At 54.5% G+C, this 17,293-nt stretch carries 17 protein-coding genes; 7 read left to right on the plus strand and 10 right to left on the minus strand.

Annotated features, from left to right (window positions below):
- Nucleotides 1–5: 5 nt before the first annotated feature.
- The 5 genes from GC177_00620 to mobC all read right to left on the minus strand — a co-directional run bounded on the left by GC177_00620 (nucleotide 6) and on the right by mobC (nucleotide 4,344).
- Nucleotides 6–1,193, minus strand: a complete 1,188-nt coding sequence (locus GC177_00620; protein MBI1274460.1) for a DUF3696 domain-containing protein — start codon at nucleotides 1,191–1,193, stop codon at nucleotides 6–8.
- On the minus strand, nucleotides 1,187–2,332 hold the full coding sequence (locus GC177_00625) for a DUF262 domain-containing protein (GenBank protein MBI1274461.1): 1,146 nt from the start codon (nucleotides 2,330–2,332) through the stop codon (nucleotides 1,187–1,189). The genes GC177_00620 and GC177_00625 overlap by 7 nt, the downstream gene beginning before the upstream one ends.
- Nucleotides 2,333–2,386: 54 nt before the next feature.
- Nucleotides 2,387–2,551: a helix-turn-helix domain-containing protein gene (locus tag GC177_00630; GenBank protein ID MBI1274462.1), complete on the minus strand. Its 165-nt coding sequence runs from the start codon at nucleotides 2,549–2,551 to the stop codon at nucleotides 2,387–2,389.
- Between the two features lie 96 nt (nucleotides 2,552–2,647).
- Nucleotides 2,648–4,018, minus strand: coding sequence for a relaxase/mobilization nuclease domain-containing protein (locus GC177_00635; GenBank protein ID MBI1274463.1), 1,371 nt, complete (start codon nucleotides 4,016–4,018; stop codon nucleotides 2,648–2,650).
- A complete protein-coding gene (mobC, locus tag GC177_00640; protein MBI1274464.1) occupies nucleotides 3,964–4,344 on the minus strand; it encodes a plasmid mobilization relaxosome protein MobC in 381 nt (126 codons plus the stop codon). The genes GC177_00635 and mobC overlap by 55 nt, the downstream gene beginning before the upstream one ends.
- Before the next feature lie 310 nt (nucleotides 4,345–4,654).
- Here mobC and GC177_00645 point away from each other — a divergent pair, with 310 nt between their 5' ends.
- Nucleotides 4,655–5,668 (plus strand): hypothetical protein, encoded by a 1,014-nt coding sequence (locus GC177_00645; protein ID MBI1274465.1) that lies wholly within the window; start codon nucleotides 4,655–4,657, stop codon nucleotides 5,666–5,668.
- 34 nt (nucleotides 5,669–5,702) lie between these two features.
- Nucleotides 5,703–6,359: a hypothetical protein gene (locus GC177_00650; GenBank protein ID MBI1274466.1), complete on the plus strand. Its 657-nt coding sequence runs from the start codon at nucleotides 5,703–5,705 to the stop codon at nucleotides 6,357–6,359.
- Here the strand turns inward: GC177_00650 and GC177_00655 are convergent.
- Nucleotides 6,356–7,354 (minus strand): hypothetical protein, encoded by a 999-nt coding sequence (locus GC177_00655; protein ID MBI1274467.1) that lies wholly within the window; start codon nucleotides 7,352–7,354, stop codon nucleotides 6,356–6,358. The two genes, GC177_00650 and GC177_00655, sit on opposite strands and share 4 nt — an antisense overlap.
- A gap of 58 nt (nucleotides 7,355–7,412) precedes the next feature.
- Nucleotides 7,413–7,673, minus strand: coding sequence for a hypothetical protein (locus tag GC177_00660; protein ID MBI1274468.1), 261 nt, complete (start codon nucleotides 7,671–7,673; stop codon nucleotides 7,413–7,415).
- A gap of 90 nt (nucleotides 7,674–7,763) precedes the next feature.
- Here GC177_00660 and GC177_00665 point away from each other — a divergent pair, with 90 nt between their 5' ends.
- The 5 genes from GC177_00665 to GC177_00685 all read left to right on the plus strand — a co-directional run bounded on the left by GC177_00665 (nucleotide 7,764) and on the right by GC177_00685 (nucleotide 13,648).
- A complete protein-coding gene (locus GC177_00665) occupies nucleotides 7,764–8,939 on the plus strand; it encodes an ATP phosphoribosyltransferase regulatory subunit (GenBank protein ID MBI1274469.1) in 1,176 nt (391 codons plus the stop codon).
- A complete protein-coding gene (locus GC177_00670; protein MBI1274470.1) occupies nucleotides 8,936–10,225 on the plus strand; it encodes an adenylosuccinate synthase in 1,290 nt (429 codons plus the stop codon). Before GC177_00665 ends, GC177_00670 begins: the two co-directional genes overlap by 4 nt.
- 225 nt (nucleotides 10,226–10,450) lie before the next feature.
- Complete coding sequence (locus GC177_00675; GenBank protein ID MBI1274471.1) at nucleotides 10,451–12,607, plus strand: hypothetical protein; 2,157 nt, start codon at nucleotides 10,451–10,453, stop codon at nucleotides 12,605–12,607.
- 71 nt (nucleotides 12,608–12,678) lie between these two features.
- A complete protein-coding gene (locus GC177_00680) occupies nucleotides 12,679–13,131 on the plus strand; it encodes a hypothetical protein (GenBank protein ID MBI1274472.1) in 453 nt (150 codons plus the stop codon).
- A gap of 85 nt (nucleotides 13,132–13,216) precedes the next feature.
- Nucleotides 13,217–13,648: a transcriptional repressor gene (locus GC177_00685; GenBank protein MBI1274473.1), complete on the plus strand. Its 432-nt coding sequence runs from the start codon at nucleotides 13,217–13,219 to the stop codon at nucleotides 13,646–13,648.
- 1 nt (nucleotide 13,649) lies between these two features.
- Here GC177_00685 and GC177_00690 read toward each other — a convergent pair whose 3' ends face one another.
- From GC177_00690 to bioD, 3 genes are all read right to left on the minus strand, one after another.
- Nucleotides 13,650–15,416 carry a hypothetical protein gene (locus GC177_00690; GenBank protein MBI1274474.1) on the minus strand — a complete coding sequence of 589 codons (1,767 nt, stop codon included), beginning with the start codon at nucleotides 15,414–15,416 and terminating at the stop codon, nucleotides 13,650–13,652.
- Nucleotides 15,417–15,534: 118 nt separating this feature from the next.
- Nucleotides 15,535–16,368, minus strand: coding sequence for a hypothetical protein (locus GC177_00695; protein ID MBI1274475.1), 834 nt, complete (start codon nucleotides 16,366–16,368; stop codon nucleotides 15,535–15,537).
- Nucleotides 16,365–17,066 (minus strand): dethiobiotin synthase, encoded by a 702-nt coding sequence (bioD, locus tag GC177_00700; protein MBI1274476.1) that lies wholly within the window; start codon nucleotides 17,064–17,066, stop codon nucleotides 16,365–16,367. Before bioD ends, GC177_00695 begins: the two co-directional genes overlap by 4 nt.
- Nucleotides 17,067–17,293 lie beyond the last annotated feature (227 nt).

Below are 17,293 nucleotides of genomic sequence, written 5' to 3' on the forward strand. Positions count from 1 at the left end.
ATGATCTACTTTCCCCATCCCATAAGACTTGCAATGTCTTTTTCCGATTGGTCGAAGAAACCTTCAGGCCACGAATCCAAAGAACCTTTAGAGTCAATTACCGGAGAAATAACTCGTGCAGGGCCTTTGCCATCCACCGGTTCTGTGTTTCTAAAGAAATGTATGGCCACACTCTCATTGGAAATTGTTTGTTCCATGACGGCAAGCCTCACCCCATTAAGCAGGTGGTCGCTGTGTGTTTCCACAATCACCTGAACGCCAGCCTGCGCCATATGTGCAAGAAAACGGCCCATCTGTGATTGGCCGCGTGGGTGCAGGTGTGCTTCAGGGCTATCTACAATTAAAATTTGTTCTGGCTTGGCCAGTAATGCCGCAACGATTATTGGGAAAGCATAGGAGATTCCGTAGCCGATATTAGATGGGCGGCGATATTTATTCTTATCTATGCGAAGGCCAATCTCTACTAAATCTGACCATTCTCCAATTTTCTTTGCCGTTGCTTCAGTACCCGTAAAAATACTGCTTGCCCAAGCGATGTATTGCCTACGAAGAGTAACCTCATCCTTTGCTGAAGGATGCCTTTTCGTTTCTGGAATTTCTGCATCATCATATTCTTGGAAGAACCAAGGGGCATATTCTCCATTTATTCCCACGTTCGCTGTTACTGGCTCTATTTCAGGTGACGGATGATAGTTCAATGCCCCAGTACGAAGTGCGGTGATAAAAATTGTTTCTTTGATTTTTCTCATGGCCTGCACATCTAGCTCAACAAGGTTATTTGCTGGTAGAAGATTGTGGAGGACTAATTCGCCATCAATAGCGGTTATCTTCTCATTCTGAATGACGGATAAAATGCTGAAAAAATTCTTGTATTTATGGCTTTCTGATTTTGAATCCGAACTTAGATTCCAAGATATTCTGCTCTGCCCAGTTTCTAAACCCACCAAAAGGCTATTGCTCTCACAACCGTCACGCAAAACCTCTCCCGGAGTCCCTAATTTTATTAGATCACCATTCAAGGGCAAACTGGCTGTGTTATAGTCAGTTCTCAGTGCCTGAACTACCAACAGAATACCCTGTAGAACCGAAGATTTTCCTGCCCCGTTAAAGCCAGTTAATATGGTGAATGGAGCCAACGGTAACGAAAGCTCAGCAAAACATTTGAAATTTTTAAGGCTGATAGTGGTTAGCATTGGTCAGGCTCACGAAGTTCTAATTCATTAACAACTGACCGAACCTTATCAAAACGATGCTGCACGTTCCTGACATCATTCGTGGCAAGGGTGATGGACTTGGAGAAGTCATCATCGATTATAAGATCATCAAATTTTTCAAGAATATTATCTTTGTTTTCTTCCGCTGATTCTTGAGAAACATCAGCAAACAAAACGGAGCACACATCAAAGAGCGCGATGTTAATTACGGCGCGATCTTTTCCTTGTTCATCTGAAAGCAGTGATTTTCTAAATGCGTGTTGTCCGAACAGAAGAAAGTTATTTTTCATTGAATTCTCAAATTTTTCTTTAAGAGAAGCCAATGCCTCATCATTCATTTGGTTCATGTGTTCCAAGGTGTCTGCAAGAAAGGTGTCCATATCCCCTTTGTATTTTTCGAATAGAAGATAAAACCCACAAAATCGATTAATAGCCTCCCGATCACGCATTGATTTCTTGTTTAAGCTACCACCGGTGGCATTGCGGAAAATGTCTCCGTTTGCGACTTCCCTTAGCCATATCGTGGCCTTGCCCGAATATAGGGAATTCCTCATTTGCTGTCTTGATAGAGGAACGCCGCTGTTTACTCTGTCAAAAATATCCAGTTTTGCCCTAGGAGGCGCGTTACGCTCTAAAATATAAAGCGTAAGCTGTGTGTCATCGATGCGCTCTCTAAGTTGTACGGAAAGATCATTATATTTTTGACCAAGCAGAGGGTTATTCTTCTTGCTTTCGCCTTGACCTTTTCCTAGCCCTGTAAGCTTGAAATCATTATTAGTGTAGCGGAAAAAAGTTGAAAGCCTCTGAAGCCCATCTACTACGATAATCTTACCGTCTTTTGCCTCGGCTAAGTAAAAAACGGGGAGAGGTATCCTCATAATGCAAGATTCAATTAATCTGGATTGCCTTGCCGGTTCCCAAACAAAATCTCTTTGGAAATCCGGGTCCATGATCCATCGCCCATCCTTTATGCGTTTCATTACGTCAGATACGGACATCTGCGAATTCCGTACAAATACAGAATCAAGCGGATAATCTTCTCCTAACTCAAGATTGGCAGGCTCATCCAGCCCATCTACGTCTGGTGCATCTTTCTTATCTTCAAATTCATGTTCCATAAGGATACCTATTTGCTAGCTCTACTGATCGCCCGTCATAATTTTCAGGGAACGTTAATAACTTCTGTTTTCTTGATGCTTAATCCACTTATCAACCTCGCTCTTACGGAAGCGCCAGGCATTGCCAACTTTAAATCCCGGAACCCGCCCTTCAGAAGCAAGTCTATAAAGTGTCTTTTCAGCCATCTTAAGATAGCTTGCAAGTTCACGTATCGTCATTACGTCTGTTTCCACAGCCACATATGCCTTAATAGGTTTGCTCCTGAGAAACTAGAGGAAAGCAGGGCAATATACAAGCCATAAACCATTGTGGCTTCAATGTTCTATGCTGCGGACTTTGTCGCGTTTTGAATCAGGCAATTGCTTTCGTATTCGCTGGTTTCCAGCAATTTCTCGGCCTAATTTGGAGTCTGGGGATAGGTTCTGCCCCAGCCGCATATAATGCGCAACATGTTGCCGTAGGAATTGCCGGTCCTGCTGCTGTTTCTGCCTGATCTGGACGATCTTCTGCTGTAAGGTGCGGCGTTCCTTAAGCTGGCTCTCTATTAGAGTTTGCTTTTGTTCACGGTCACGCTTGGCGCATAGGGCGGTTTCGCGTTCGTTCTTTTCGCGGATTTGCTGATAGCTTCCAGTAATGCGTTGCCAGACACCACGCAAGCCACGAGGAAGCCTTGCAGCACGATCTTTTGTTTCCTGGTGCCAGCGCTTCTCCTGAAATTCCTGCACGGCTTGGCGCTCTTGCTTGTGCTTCTGCACCATTTCGAGGCGTTGCTTCATGTAAGGGACAGCTTCTCGGCGGGCATTTTCCAGCACTTGTGTTGCGTGTTGGTCTAGCGTTTGCGTCATGCGCTGGCTTAATTGCTCGGCGATATGCGCGACCGTAGGCAATTCCGTGCTATCACCCAGGCGTGATGCAAGCTCTTTGGTTTTAATTCCCGTTTCCCGGCTGAGTGAATACACTTCACCCCGGTAATCTACCGCGACATACCCACGCCGATCACCCTGCGCGAGATAATAGCCGCGTTCTTCCAGCGCCTTTGTGAAGGATTGCTTGTTATCGGAAATTTTCCAGCATTCCTGCAATGTGGCTTTGATAATTCTGGGATCATCACCCGTGCGCTTCGCCCGTTGCCATTCCGCCAAAGTGAAATTGAGGGGATTACGCTCTTTGCTATTCAGCAGTCCGCGCGGCAGTTTCCAGCCGTGTTCTAGGTAAAGCTGTTTTGATAGGCCGCATAGCTTATCCTTGTAAAAGGACATATTCACGGCTTTCATGCGTTCCGGTTCAATGCGTGACCAGACGCAATGCGCGTGTCTCCGGCCTTCCTTTTCGTGAAACACGATAATCCTGGCATGACCATCCAGGCCCAGCTTCTTTTCAGCCGCATCAATCGCATTCTCAAATTTCTGGATAGAGACATTTTCAGTTTGAGGAGGGTTAAGGCTCAAAGAGAACATAAACTGTTTGCATTTAGTACCTTGGCTGATGGCATACATTTCCTGGAATGCACCCTGGACGGTATTGGAGAGGAAGCCTCTTACTTCATGGATTTCCACATGCTCGTTTTCATCTTCCCGTAGCAAGTGAATGGCAAGCTGCTTTGCCCCGCTGCGCTGTGATCCTTTTAAAATCACTCCTGGCCCTCCTGTAATGCTAATGCTTTGATAATTGTGCCGCGCATCCATAAGACATGCTCATAGGCTTGATGGATGGCGCTTTCGGTTTCAGGCGTAACCGGCAATGAACCAGAATTGACCGCCTTTGCGAGTTGGTTCAGATTTCCAGCGATATGGGACTTGCCCAATTCAGCCAATAACGCAGCAAGAAGCTTGTTATCTTTAACAGGCTGACGCTTTGCCCGCGTTTTTCTGCGCTTGCTGGGGGAGGACAGTACCTTTGAACGAATATAAGCACCCAAGGGAACATTCCCAGCCTCTGCCTGTAATGCTGCTCGTTCTTCAAAAGTCAGGCGGAGTGAAAATGGTGGGGGATATTTGGGTTTCTGGGACATGCGGCCTCCATTGCCATAAAGACGCAAGCCAGCAGCCCGTATTCCAAGGGAAGACAGGATGCCAGATTGCGGTTTGGTGGGTGAAAAAGAAAAAGCCGGACCGCTTGTGAGCGTATCCGGCTTGTTTTGATTGGTTTTTAGGCTATAGATTCAGAGAAGGGCTAGCCGTTAAAACCTTGTTCCATTGCTCTAAAGTCTTGAATAATTGGTTCGATGTTTCTCCGCTTAGCTGCACCATGCCATGTGCATTGTCATTGGCGCGTCACATAGTTGCCCTATTGAGGGTAAAAATTCAGGGTGACAAAAAATCATGCAATCCACATTGCCACAAGAGGAGTTGGGCAACGCTGTCCAGCTTCAGAGCATCATCGGCTCACACATCCGCCAGCGCGCGAATGCCTATTGGCCCGCGACGAAAGCTGAGCAGGAGGCGCTGAGCAATGCCATCGCCAATTACATCTGCGACAATTGGAACATAGATTGCGGATATGAATTCCCCTTCACGGCAGACGAAACATACGCGCTCAGCCAGCATTTCACGGATAATTTTGATGCATACGGCATTCACCAAAGCATCAGCACGGTCGCCTGGGCAAAAGAAAACCGCGTACTCAGGGTAGCCCCATCGAGGCACGGCCTGAAATGCCTGAACATTCAAGGCTACAACGCCATCGCCCCAACCATCATTCAACCGCTGCACATGCTTGTTTTTGATCTCAAAACAGGCCGCCCCATGGAAATTGGAGAACTGGGGGAAGACTACGAGAATGCCAGATACCTTGTGGTGCAGTTATTACCACGCATCCTGCCGGAAACCGCCGCCTACAAGGCCTTATGCCTTAAGCTGGAGGGAATACTCCCCACCCCCGGCGAAATTGCGGACGTGGCGAATAATCTTCTGCAACTTTCAGTAAACAGGCTGGCCCTTTATTACGCACTCCACGGCTTCAAGGTGGGTGATCTTTATCCTGCGCAAAATGCAGGATGGATAGAGGCGGATGACAACGCAACCGGCCTGGCCTCCTCCCATGGAGGCATTCCTTTATCCTTTTGCATCGACAGCGACCTGCTGAGCCCTTTGAGTGATGGCAGCCCCGAAATTACCCGTCGAAAAAACTGTGTGGAGCACCTTGCCGCAAGCCTGGCCCCCTATGCGGAAATGCTGAATATCAACCTGGATATAAATACATTGCTGGATGTCGAACATCTCTGGCCGCATGATATTCAAGCGACGCTGCTGCCCGAATTCGCGGACGACATCATGGCATTCGATCAATACATGATCAATGCGATAGCGGATTGGCAGAACGCGCGCACGCTGTAATATGGTCGCCACTCCATCGACGGACTAGGTGAATATGCCAAACGCGAACATCCTTCCCCCCACCGCCAAAATCCTCTGCGTCGGCCTCAATTACCGCGACCACGCCGCGGAAGGTAAATTCGAGGTCCCCGAACACCCCGTCTTCTTCATCCGCTACCCCAGCTCCTTCGTCATGCATGGCGAGCCTCTGGCGATGCCTCGCCATTCCACCAAATATGACTACGAAGGCGAACTGGTCGCCGTCATCGGCAAAGCGGGCCGCGACATCCCTGAATCATCCGCGCTGGATCACGTCTCCGGCTACACCATCGGCATGGACGGCAGCGTGCGGGATTATCAGAAGCGCACCCCGCAATGGACGCTCGGCAAAAATTTCGACAGAAGCGGCGCTCTCGGCCCGCATATCACCCCGGCCAGCCAGCTACCGCCCGGCGCATCCGGCCTCCGCATCACCACAAAAGTGAATGGCGAAACGCTGCAGGATGACAACACCTCCAGCATGATATTCTCCGTCGCCCGCCTCATCGCTGCGGCCAGCGAAGCCATGACGCTGAACCCCGGCGACATGATTCTCACCGGCACACCCGCGGGCGTCGGTTTCGCGCGCAAACCGCCCGTCTACCTCAAGCCGGGCGACGAGGTCAGCGTGACCATCGAATCCATCGGCGAATTGAAGAACCGCGTCGCCTAGCGCGTCAGCAGACTCAGCGACGACATCACCGCGCCGCAGGTGCCGTCCAGCACGTCATGCGCATTGTTTTCCGCGCCCACACGCAGGGTTTGCGGCACCGGCAGATCATGCGGGGCCGCCGCCACTTCGCCTTCGTCCAGAAGCGGCAGGGTAAAGGGCGCGATGTCGTCCGCATGGCTGTTATAGGTCTTTCCACTCGTCAGCGGGCCGGACGTATCCTCAAAGCAATAAGCACCGGACGTGATGAAATCATCCAGCCATTCCAGCCCCGGCTGCCCTTCCGGCGCGTCATAGTCGATCGCGCGCGGCGGCTCGCCGAAATAAGCGACATACTGGTTGGATTCCTCCAGCGACCGGCGCATGGCCGTTTGCGCCGGGTGGGCGTCCACATCCGGGTGTTGTGCCGGAATCACGCCAAGCGCTTCCTCATAATTATACATAGTGTCATACCCGCCCAGATAGGAAAGCCCCATGCTCAGCACACGCGGCAACGACATATGGGAAAGGTCCAGCCCGCTGCCCTCATACTGGCTCTGGCTGGTCTGCACGAAGGTCACCAGCTCATCCAGATAGTTCGGGTCCACATAGATGGCCCGCTGCGCGGGATAGCCATAGGGCGCGTAATAATAACCGAAACCGCCCTGCATGTTCGGGATATTGGTTTCCGCCAGCCCGGGCACAAGCACGATGGCGATCCCGTCGATCCCTTGCGCATCCGCCATATCCAGCGCATTGCCGAGCAGGTTTGGCCCGTTGAATCCCTCGCGTCCTTCCAGTGTGGCGAACTCGTTCAGCGTATAGCCGAGCGCGTCGATCATGCCTTGCGTATCGGACGAGAATGGCGGCTGCGCATTCTGTGGGAACGGCACTTCGCGGCTTAACAGGCTGGTGCTGGTCGGCCCCGTACGGTCATAGGCGCGAACATCGGCCTGGAAGGCGGCCACATCGGGGTAGGAATAGATATGTACGTTATTCTGCCAGTCATTCTCGGGCATGCCGTCCTCCTGTTACACAATCCATGCGATAAGCCCCGCATATGGCAAATCCATGACATCAATGGCCCTTATGCATGATCTTCAGCACCAGCACCGTCCCCGCCAGCAGCAGGGTGGTGGCGTTGGCCACGATCATCGGCCAGTTGGTCAGCATGATGCCATAGGTAAGCCAGAAGCCAAGCCCCAGGCAGAATATGCTATACATCCCGAGCGAAATCGCATGCGTATCCTTGGTTTTCAACACATGCAACACCTGCGGGACAAAGGCCACCGTGGTGCAGGTGGCAGCCAGAAAACCGAAAATATCCGCCAGTTCCATCGTCAGACCATCGCAACACAAGGGGTGAGTCATTGACCCGCCCCGCCATATAGCCTAGAAAAACCCCTCCCGTCACCATCTTACACCGCCATGAACGCCAGCAACGCCCTTCTGCCGTCCGGTTTTTACGATCTCCTGCCACCATTTGCGGCATTCGAGTCGTCTTTGGTATACCGCGCCATGCAGGGCATCATGCGCTTCGGCTATGAGCGCGTCGCCCCGCCGCTGGTGGAATTCGAGGACAGCCTCCTCCTCGGCACCAGCCAGGCCGTGGACCGTCAAACCTTCCGCGTCATGGACCCCCTTTCGCAAAAGACCATGGGCATCCGGGCGGATATGACCATGCAGATCGGCCGCATCGCCGTCAAACGCATGCCTCAGGCCCCGCGCCCGCTGCGCCTGTGTTACAGCGGCAGTACCCTCAGCACCAAGTCGGACAACATCTTTCCCAACCGCCAGCAGACCCAGGCCGGGGCGGAAATCATCGGCACCGACCATGTTAGCGCCGATGCCGAGGCCATCACGGTGGCCGTCCATTGCCTCAAGCAATTGGGCGTGGAACGCATCACGGTGGATATCAACCTCCCCTCCCTCGTCGCCCTTGCCCTGCAGGAAGCCAAAATAAAACCCGCCGAAGCCGAGGACATCCTCACCGCCATCGCCAATAAGGACGCCACTGCCGCCAACGTAAAAGACAAAAAACTGAACGACTGGCTGGGCCTCATCTGCCGCCTGCAAGGCCCGGCGGAAGATATCTGGCCGGAAATCAAAAAGGCGAAATTCTGGCCCAAAAGCGGCGACCCCCTGCGCGCCCGCCTCGGTGAATTGCTCGCCCTGCTGAAACCACACCTCAGCGGCGTCAACCTCACCATCGACCTCACCGAAAACCGTGGTTTCGACTACGACCACGGCGGCATCAGCTTCGCCCTTTTCACCGGCAGCGCCCAGGGCGAAATCGGCCGTGGCGGCCGCTACACCGTCGCCGCCGATCAGGCCACCCCCGCCACCGGCTTCACCATCTACCTCACCCGCCTGCTCACCATCCTGCCCGCACCCAAGGGGCTGCCGCGCATCCTCATACCCGCCGATGCCGGGCCGGATGTGATTGAAAAACTCCAGTCCCAGGGCATGGTGACCATCACAGGCTTTGACTATCATTCCAAAACCTCATTAAAAGAGGCGCAGAAACAGGCAACGGAACAACGTTGCCAGCAGGTATGGCGCGGAGGCCAAACCATTCAGGTAATTGCAAAGGACATGGCATGAGCAACGTAACCGTCATTGGCACCCAGTGGGGGGATGAAGGCAAAGGCAAAGTGGTGGATTGGCTGTCGGAACGCGCCGATGTGGTGGTGCGCTTTCAAGGCGGGCACAATGCAGGCCATACGCTGGTCATCGATGGCAAAGTGTTCAAGCTTTCCCTGCTGCCTTCGGGCGTCATCCGCCCCGGCAAGCTGGCCATCATCGGCAATGGCGTGGTGGTAGACCCCTGGGCGCTGCTCAGTGAGATCGAAAACGTCCGCAAACAAGGCGTGGAAGTCGGCCCGCACAACCTCCGCATTGCCGAGAATGCCTGCCTCATCCTCCCCCTTCACCGCCAGCTCGACCAGTCGTCGGAAGCCAGCCGCGGCACCGCCAAAATCGGCACCACCGGCCGCGGCATCGGCCCCGCCTATGAAGACAAGATCGCCCGCCGCGCCATCCGCTTCTGCGATCTGGAAGACGCCGAACTGCTGGAAGAAAAACTCGACGCCCTCATCTCCTACCACAACACCGTGCGTCAGGGTCTCGGCGTGGACCCCATCGAGAAAAAGGACATGCTGGCGGAAATCAAAGCCGTCATCCCACAACTCCTCCCCTTCATCGATCCCGTCTGGAAACTGCTCGACAAATACCGCGCCGAGGGCAAAAAGATCCTGTTCGAAGGCGCACAGGGCACCATGCTCGATGTCGATCACGGCACCTACCCGTTCGTGACTTCCTCCAATACGGTCGCCAGCCAGGCCGCCACCGGCTCCGGCATGGGCGCGCCGCATCTGGGTTACATCCTCGGCATCACCAAGGCCTACACCACCCGCGTCGGCAGCGGTCCCTTCCCGACCGAGCTGGATAACGAGATCGGCAAACATATCGGCGAAAAAGGCCGCGAATTCGGCACCGTTACCGGCCGTGCCCGCCGCTGCGGCTGGTTCGACGCCACGCTGGTGCGCCAGGCCATCAAGATCTCCGGCGTGCAGGGCATCTGCCTCACCAAGCTGGACATCCTCGACGGGCTGGATGAGATCTGCATCGCCACCGGCTACGAACTGGACGGCCAGAAACTGGATTATTTCCCCGCCAACCCGCGCAAACAGGCCCGCGTGAAGCCCATCTACGAAACCCTTCCCGGCTGGAAGGAAAGCACCATGGGCGCCCGCAGCTGGAAAGACCTGAACTCCGATGCCGTCAAATACGTCAAACGCATCGAGGAACTCATCGAAACCCCCGTAGCGATGCTTTCCACCAGCCCCGAGCGCGACGACACCATCATGGTCCGCAACCCCTACGAATAAGCCTCTCATAGCCCTCAAAACCGGAGCGGAGCGACTGGCCCACCCATGCGGAGCATGGTGTGAGAAATTGAGGGCCCGCGCCCTAATGGGCGCGTATAGCGAGCAAAGCTAGCCAGCCAAAGCCAAAATCATTTAAATCTGCCACACAGGTTTAAATGATTTTAAACCGAAGATATGGTATACTCGGCTATATAAATTCCACAGGTAGTGGGCAAGGAATCAAGCATGGCCGATACCCCGCTCGTTGATAACGAGTCCGATCAGGCCCGCGATGCCGCGGCAGGAGGAACTTCGCCGCCCGATGGCGCCAAGGAGGAAGCCAAGGCCAAAAAGCAGGATCAGCCTAAAAAAAGCCCCAATGTTATGGTTTTTGGCCCTGATCAGCCAAAAGATTCGCTGGAAAGCCGTTACGACATCCAGCTGGATTCACCCCTGCCGCACCTGGATAGCCGCCACGCTAAGGCTTTTGAGGTAAAGGACGGCAAAAACGCCCGCCGCCCCATGTATGCCCTCGTCACGGACAATCACTACCCCGTTCGCATCAACGAACTGCTCGCCTGCACCGATATACAGGACCTTCGCTTCCTCAAGCCCGTGGCCGCAAGCGTGGCCAATCTCTCCGGCAATTTCGGCTGCCGCTATGTCACCGTGCACGAACAGCCCTCCGGCCAAAGCATCGCCACCCTGATGAAGCGCGGCCATAAATTCACCGAAAAATCGGTCATCAAAGACCTTATCCTGCCGCTGCACGAGGTCATCGGCATGCTACAGGAGCGCAAGGTGCTGCACGGCCATGTCTGCACCGACACCATTTTTTACAATGAATCCGGCAACGGCGTCACGCAACTGCTGGAATGCTTTACCGATCCGGTCGGCAGCGCGCAAAGCTATTATTTTGAACCGCTGGACCGCGCGCAGGCGCATCCCTATGCCAAGGGTGACAATGACTTCAAGGCGGATTTCTTTGGTCTCGGCGTGGTGACACTGCACATGCTGCTGGGCTTCAACCCGGTCGCCAATCTCAGCCAGGATGAATATTTCGACAAGCTTATGGCGCAGGGCAGCTACAACACCCTGGTCGGCAATCGCGAATTCAGCGGCATGATGGACGATCTTCTCAAAGGCCTTCTGGCCGACCATCCGGACGACCGCTGGGGCATGGCGCAATTGCAGAAATGGCTGGGCGGCAAAAAATTCAACCTGCTGCGCCCCTCACTCCCGCGCGAAGCCCCCCGTCCATACCTCTATCAGGATGTCCCCTATTTCAACCGCAAGCACCTTGCCTACCAACTCTGCCGCGAATGGAGCAACAGCAAGAGCGAAATGCGCGATAAAAAACTCAGCCGCTGGGTGGAACTGAGCATCAAACGCCCCGACCTGGCGGAAAAAATGGTCGCCATCATCCAGATGACCGGCGGCGAAACCGGCCGCCTTGCCACCGACGACGACGACCTCATCACCAAAAGCCTGTCGCTGATGGATCCGCTCGGCCCGCTTCGGCTGCAGCAGGTATCGCTGCATGTCAGCGGCATCGGCAACTATTATGCCCATGCCATGCAGGAAGGCAAAGCCACCAGCCTACAGTTCTTTCAGCGCATCCTCGATGGCGACTACCTCACCACCTGGATGGATGGAAACGAGAATAACTACAGCTTCACCGCGGTGGAAATAGTCTGGCACATCGACCGCGTCAAAAGCGCCTTCCGCCAAAGCTCTCTCGGTTTTGGGCAGGAACGCTTGCTGTATGAGTTAAACCCCACACTCCCGTGCCAGAGCAAGATGATAGAGCACACCTGCTCCATGAGCATTTACGAAGTGCTGATGGCCTTGAACCGTTGCTCAATTGAGATCAAGCGCGGCCATGACCCGGTGGACAAGCATATCGCTGCCTATCTGCTGACCAAGATGAAGGTCTATGTGGAAATTGGCACACGCATTGAGCAATTTCCCGCCTTCCGCCGTCAAAGCACCTTGAAGGGCCTCCTCATTCTCGCACAGGCCCAGCAGAAAATCGGCAATCCAGCCTTCCCGGAATTGACGCGCTGGGCGGCGGACCGCCTGCGCCCTGTGCTCGAAGGCCTCCACAGCCGCACGCTTCGCAAGGAAATCCTCGATGAAATGGAAAAGGCCGTTCACAAAGGGCAGGTCGGCCTGGTGGTGCGCCTCATCAACAATCCCGAAATCATCCAGCAGGATGAGGATGGCTTCCGCCGCGCCAAATCCCGCTTCATCAGCAACGCCCGCAAAATTGCCGAGCTCAACCGCCGTGGCTCGCTGAACGAACGCGCCGAGGCCTCCGGCGCCAAGCTTTCCATTCTCATCGCCTATGTGATGCTGACCATCACCCTGCTTCGTATCATCAGCCAGTCATCGTTGTTTTAGCCATGTCCGCAAAACCAGCACCCAGCAAACCGGCCGCCGCATCCCCCGCCAAATCAGGGGGAAAAAAAAGAGTGGTCAAGCGACGTTCGCCCAGCAAAGGCTTCGCGCTCAAGTTGATAGGCGTCAGCTTTTTCCTCGTGGTAGTGATTCAGCACAGCTTCATCTTCCTCATCGCCGGCATGCTGCCCGCCATCGTGGCTTCCATTGTGGACCGCAGCCAGAGCCGCTATCAGCTCAAAACCGTCGCCGCCATGAATTTCGCGGGTGTCGCCCCTTACCTTGCCGAGCTTATCCAGCAGAAGAACGCCGCCAGCGCCGTGCAAGGCATGATCTCCATGCCGAGTGTCTGGCTGATGATGTATGGCGTGGCCGGTTTTGGATGGATCATTGCCATCGCCTCCCCCAAAATGGTCCGCCACGTCATTGAGATGTTTTCGGATAACAAGATTTTCGCCATCGAAAAAGAACAGCAGAAGCTGCTTGAGGAATGGGGCAGCGAAATCCAGGACAACCACCTGAATTAGGCTTTTTGCTTTAAGACTGGACCACGGCATGCATGCACGATACAGTCCCGCGCTGCGACCGACGCATGTATCCAAGGGGCTTACGATGCATAACCATTCTCTCAAATCGCTGGAAGCGCTGTGCCAGGATAAGGGTCTTAAGATGACCGACCAGCGGCGCACCATCGCCAAGGTCCTGTCTGAATCGAGCGACCATCCGGATGTGGAAATGCTCTATCAGCGCGCCTCCGCGCTGGATTCCAACATCAGCATCGCCACGGTCTACCGCACGCTCCGCCTGTTTGAAGAAGCACAAATCATCCAGAAGCATGATTTCGGCGACGGCCGCTCCCGCTATGAGGAGCTGAGCGAGAAGCATCATGATCACCTGCTGGATATCCGCAGCGGAAAAATCATCGAATTTTACAATGCAGAAATTGAAAAACTGCAGGAAAAAATCGCGCGCGAACATGGGTTCAAACTGGTTGATCACCGGCTGGAGCTTTATTGCGTCCCGCTGGATGAAAAAGATAAATAGATTATTTGTTCAGGCCACCATTGCCCTGCAGCGCCTGGCTCGCCAGCTTGGTAAGCTCCGTATGATCCACCACGGCCGTCACGGTCTGGTGGTTTTGTAAATCGGGCACGCTGGCCAGCTGCTTGTCGGCTTCACCCGGCACATTGGCCTTCTGCTTTTCCGCCCCCGCCACAATGCCCAGATGCAGTTCGGACACCACGCCCGGCACCAGTGGTCTGCTGCCGTCTTCACCGATAATGGCATTGTCGAACAAGCGGCTGCGCTCCTGTTCCGTCATTAGCAGCATCGGGTTTTTGTTGGTATCGTAGCTGTTGGTCTCTTCATTCGCACGGCCGCGCACCTTGTCCACCAGTTGAAGGAAATCATGCAGGCTCAGGTAATACTGGTGGCCATTATGCACCGTGGCGGGAGAACTGCCGTCGCTGCCCTGGCCAAGCAGGTAATATTTCACACGCTCTGCGCCGATCAGTTCGGCAATCTGCTGCACATTGACCGTGTAATGCTGCTTCCCGTCCACCACGAGTTCGATCATCGGGGCAATGGCGGGCTGCTCCGCCAGTTTTCGGCCGATAATGCCGCTGTATACTTCCCGCAGATCGCGCTCATAAAGACCGGCCAGCTGGTCGCGCTGTACGGCGTCGAAAGGGCCTGAACCAAAATCATGGCGTATTTTCGCCAGCCTGCTTCGTATCTCCGGCATAACTTCATAACCGCCATGCGCCACGCTGCGAATGACATATTCCGTCACTTTCGGCGCATCCTTGTTAATCCATGGCATCAGCATGATCACTTCATCAAAGCCAAGGCTCAGATGCTTGCCCTGCAAATCGTAACGCTGCTTCTGCGTACGCTCCAGGCATTCCGCCATATAGGCAAGCATGCCTTTGGTATATTTATCGCTGGGGTCGATATGCTGGGGCTCCCAGAAAATCACAGGGTCTTCCTGCTTGCCATCCCGGCGGAAAGGCTTGGTGATGGCCCGGCGAATACGGCCGAAAAAGCCGGGATTCTGTTCCTTGACCAGTTCATCCACGCAGCTGTTGTAAAGATATTCGAGAATATCGCTTTTTACCGACTCAATCGGGCGATCCGCTTCCGCTTTCAAACCCAGAATATTCTTATACACGCGGCTCTCGCCGTTTACTGCTTCCCACAGCGAACGTACCACGGTGGTTCCCACCATGGCATTGGTGCCGATCGTGTCATCGGGCATCAGGCGCAAGCCATGCGGGTCCATGCCTTTTGCCTTGCGGTACATTTCCTCGCTGAATGGCAGAATCGCGCCAATGGCCGCCGGGAGGTTGGACAAGGCGGATACGCGCATCAACCGCTCCAGACGCAGCGCTGGAAACCGCACAAACGGGTTGGCGGATTTTTTCAGGTCGCGGAAGGTCACTTCCCTGCTATGCAGCAGATCCGTATTTTCCTTTGAAACGGCACCGCTCAACAGCGTAACCATTTCTTTTTTGCGTGGCCGCAACGTGGCATAATCAATGCTGGCCACCACGCCGTAATTGAGGGCATCCACCGCTATGCTGTGCCAGCGCTCATGAATGCTGTCTTTGTAGAATGGTTGACGCCAGTCATCATATTCCGCGATGTCCGCTTCATCGCCTTCGATTTTTTTATTGGAGCGGTTACTGTCCAAAACTCGCTGGGCCTGGCGTGTGGCAAACAGGATAAGCGGCGTCAGATAGCGGACGGAAGGCGCCACGCCGCGCAAAATCGCAAAGCCGCTGATTTGCCCTGATTGATCGTGTTCGCTCACGCACTGTCTCCAATTGCCAGATGAAATCTAACAAATCTTTGTGACAGTCCCGTTAAAAACCATATGAAATAAGCCCTTTATCACCCATGCACACCGTGCATGGCTTGCCGGGAAGCTATTAATCCGACAAAGGGCCTCGCCCCCGGTTCAAACGTTCCGCCAGGCTCTTGAATATCTGGCGAAAATGCCTTCTGTCGGCAATTTCCACCGTACCGAAAAGCCTATCATGCAACGCCTGCTTGCGGTAGGCCATGACACCCCAGAAAAAGCCCAGCCCCACAGGCAGCGCGGAAATCGCATACCCTACCGTCACCCGCAACAGCGAAACACCGAGGGAAACCCTGCCCCCATCCTTGGATTGCGCCAGGCGAATGCCCATCAGCCAGCGCGCCGGTGTCGTCCCCCAGCAGGACATGGAAACCCCAAGCAATCCAAGATAAGCCAGCATGGCTGGGTATGATTTCTTAAGAAGTATCAAAAGCATGCCAATTTCATCGGTCCCCTGGGGCACCATGGTCCTTGGCGGCTCGTGATAGAGACCAATGGCACTTAGAACCGTAACGGCCGAAGAGGCGATCAGCGCATAAAGCGACAGGTCAATGCTTTGGGCCAGCAAGCGTTTCTGCAGCCCCACATAACGGTATCGGTCGTCATATTCCGGCAGGGGAAGGTAAAAATCCTCGCCTTCTTCCCCCTTTTCCTCTGCTTTGTCGGCATTATCCGGTTTGGATGCTGGCTTGGCGGGGGTAAATTCCGGCATTACCGGCGGCTCCAGCGCTGCGCCGGCAAGAGGAATTTCCACCTCGGGGTAAAGCTCTTCAATAGGCGCTTCAACGGCTTTAACCCGCTTCACCTGCTTTTTCACCGACGACGGACGGCTTTTACTGCCCGTTTTAGCGGTGTTTTTTTGGGCTGTTTTTCTGGGTGTTTTTTTAGTCATTCCGCCACTCATAGCCAGTTGGAAAGCAGGTCCGGCGTGGTTTTCCACCCATCCTGCCCCTGTTGGTAGGGTAAGGTGATAACAGGTTCGGGTATATAATTTTTTAACGAGCTCACCGTCTCGTCCAGGCTGACTTCCGAACCCGGTGTTTCGCTGACAACCACCCTGGCAATCCGCCCCCCACCGTCACGCACCACCTTGCATGCCGTCAGCAGGTGACTCATGGCGCCAAGATAGCTGCCCCCCACCATCACCACCGGCCAGCCGAGCGCCTTCATCCAGTCCAGCACCGTATCCCGGTCATTCAAGGGAACCATGCAGCCCCCAACCCCTTCCACCAGGGTTATGCCGCCTTCCGTTTCCCGTTCACGGCACCACGCCACCAGCGCATCCAGCGCCACCGCTCCCCCCTCCATGCGGGCGGCCATATCCGGCGACAACGCCGCCCGGAAGCGCCATGGCGAAATACGCGCCACGGCATTCTCCGTCACCTCCTGCCCCATGGCACGCAGCAGCATACCGGGGTCGCTCTCATGCAGGGTTTCTTCCGTCAACCCGCTCACCACCGGCTTCCATGCGCGCACGGCATCCCCCCGCGCACGCAACTGGTGGCACATCGCCGCCGTCACAAACGTCTTGCCGATTCCCGTCCCGCTCGAAGTGATAAACAATCCGCTCACGCCATCTTCCTTGCATCCATGCCAAATCACTGTAAAAGGCTAAATGCTTTTGAGCAACACAGTCGGGGTGTAGCGCAGCCCCAGCGAAGGCTAAAAGCCGAAGCGTACTAAACAAGCGCCAGACTGCCTGCTCAGTCTGAAATGCAAGTGTCGGGGTGTAGCGCAGCCCTAGCGGAGGCTAAAAGCCGAAGCGTACTAAACAAGCGCCAGACTGCCTGCTCAGTCTGAAATGCAAGTGTCGGGGTGTAGCGCAGCCC

Source organism: bacterium, assembly GCA_016124905.1.
Lineage (GTDB): Bacteria > Pseudomonadota > Alphaproteobacteria > Rickettsiales > RI-342 > RI-342.